2 protein-coding genes are annotated in these 1,983 nt (G+C 69.0%); one reads left to right on the plus strand and one right to left on the minus strand.

Translation table 11 applies throughout. The annotated features are described in order from the left end of the window. Window positions 1-810 (plus strand): 2-C-methyl-D-erythritol 2,4-cyclodiphosphate synthase (gene ispF, locus HUK82_RS16210; RefSeq protein WP_176614907.1); only part of this gene is annotated, 810 nt, incomplete at its 5' end. A 32-nt stretch (window positions 811-842) separates the two neighbouring features. On the opposite strand, the gene rsmI is transcribed toward ispF, so the two are convergent. Continuing rightward, window positions 843-1,721: a 16S rRNA (cytidine(1402)-2'-O)-methyltransferase gene (rsmI, locus tag HUK82_RS16215; RefSeq protein WP_246495342.1), complete on the minus strand. Its 879-nt coding sequence runs from the start codon at window positions 1,719-1,721 to the stop codon at window positions 843-845. Between the last annotated feature and the right edge of the window lie 262 nt (window positions 1,722-1,983).

The raw sequence follows: 1,983 nt of genomic DNA on the forward strand, positions 1-1,983 counted from the left end.
GCCGATCAGGACGCGGCGGGGCATGGCAGACGTGCTCATGGATGGGCACCCCGCGCGCCGGACCGGGGGGCGCCGACGAACCAGCCCGATCGCCAGAGCAGGAGCACCGTGTCGCGCGATCAGCTCTGGCGGGCGCAGACGCCGCAAGGCTTCCATTTCGGGCTTCTGCATGCGCTGCACGGCGCCAGCGCGGACGGCGCCGCGACCGACGATGCGCTTCTGCTTGAGAGGGCGGGCCACGACGTGGCGCTTGTCCCGGGCACCGAGGACAATATCAAACTGACCTATGCGGAGGATCTCGTGCGTCTCGAACGTCTGATGGATGGGCAGCTGCTGCCCCGCGCCGGTACCGGTTACGACGTCCATGCCTTCGAGGACGGGCGCAAGCTCATCCTGTGCGGGATCGATGTGCCGCACACGCGCGGTCTGGCGGGGCATTCCGATGCCGATGTCGGGATCCACGCGCTGTGCGACGCGATTTACGGCGCTCTGGCCGAGGGCGATATCGGCCGCCATTTCCCCCCCAGCGACAATGAATGGAAAGACGCCGACAGCGCGCGCTTTCTTGTCCACGCGGGCGAGCGTATTCGCGCACGCGGCGGCTTCCTGACCAGCGCCGACGTCACGCTGGTGTGCGAGCGCCCGAAAATCGGCCCCCATGCCGAGGCAATGCGCGCGCGGCTGGCCGACCTGCTTCAGGTCGACATCGGCACGATTTCGGTCAAGGCGACCACCTCCGAACGGCTGGGCTTCACCGGGCGCGAGGAAGGGATCGCCTGTATCGCGACCGTCATGCTGATGGTCCCGTAAAAGGGACGGCCGGGGCGGTCAGGCAGCGCTGCCTATTCTTCTCCGGCCGCGCGTGTCCGCGCCAGTTCGAGGGCGCGGGCATAGACCGTCCGGCGCGGCAGCGCGACCGTCGTCGCCACCAGGGTCGCCGCATCCTTGACGCTGTTCGTGGCCAGGGCTTCGCGCAACAACGTGTCGAGGTCCGCGGCCCCGGCATCGTCCTGTGGCGCCGGGCCGATCAGGACCGTGATTTCGCCGCGCGGTTCCGTCGCGCCGAACCAGCGCTGCAGCTCTGATAAGGTGCCTCGACGGACCTCCTCGAAGCGTTTGGTCAGCTCGCGCGCCACCGCCGCCGGACGTTCCGGCCCGAAGACGTCGGCAAGATCGGCCAGCATGTCGCGCAGCCGGTGCGGTGCCTCGTGCCAGATCAGGGTGGCGGACAGGCCCGCCTGTTCGGCGGCACGCAAACGTGAAAATCCATCGCGGCGCGCCGCCGAGCGCGGTGGCGCAAACCCCACGAACATGAACGGATGCGGCGGCAGCCCCGACAGGGTCAGCGCGATGACCGCCGCATTGGCGCCCGGAACAGCCGTCACGGTCACGCCGGCGTCGATCGCCGCACGTACGAGACGAAACCCGGGGTCGGACATCAGCGGCGTGCCGGCGTCGGACACAACGGCGATTCTGGCCCCCGCCAGAAGGCGTTCGACAAGGGCCGGAGCGCGCTGGGCCTCATTGTGATCATGCAGGGGTTCGGTCCGGACCGACAGGCCCTTGGCACGCAGCAGCTTGGCCGTGGTGCGTGTGTCCTCGCACAGGACGAGGTCGGCACGGGCAAGGGCGTCGGCCCCCCGGGTGCTGAAATCGCCCAGATTACCGATCGGGGTCGCCACCAGCGTCAGCAGGCCGGCCCCGTCATCGGCTTGCCGCATTGGCGCGTTATCGGCATGAAGACTTTCGGCGTCGTCGGCGTTAGCGCTACCGTCACCGGCAGATGGCGGCACGGACTCTACGGGACTGGCGGCTGCCGGGTCCGGAAGCGAGAGGAAACAAGGATCAGATGCGCGTTCGGACATTCGTCAACCCGGTGAAGAAACAGGCCTCAGGTGTCGCGCCTCGCGGGCCGGGGCGCAAGGCCGGGTTCGTGATGCTGGGCGGCCTGCTCTCGCTGGCCGCCTGCGCCGGCCAGGAAAC

The sequence above is a fragment of the Ameyamaea chiangmaiensis genome (genome assembly GCF_013376175.1).
In the GTDB taxonomy this organism is placed as follows: domain Bacteria; phylum Pseudomonadota; class Alphaproteobacteria; order Acetobacterales; family Acetobacteraceae; genus Ameyamaea; species Ameyamaea chiangmaiensis.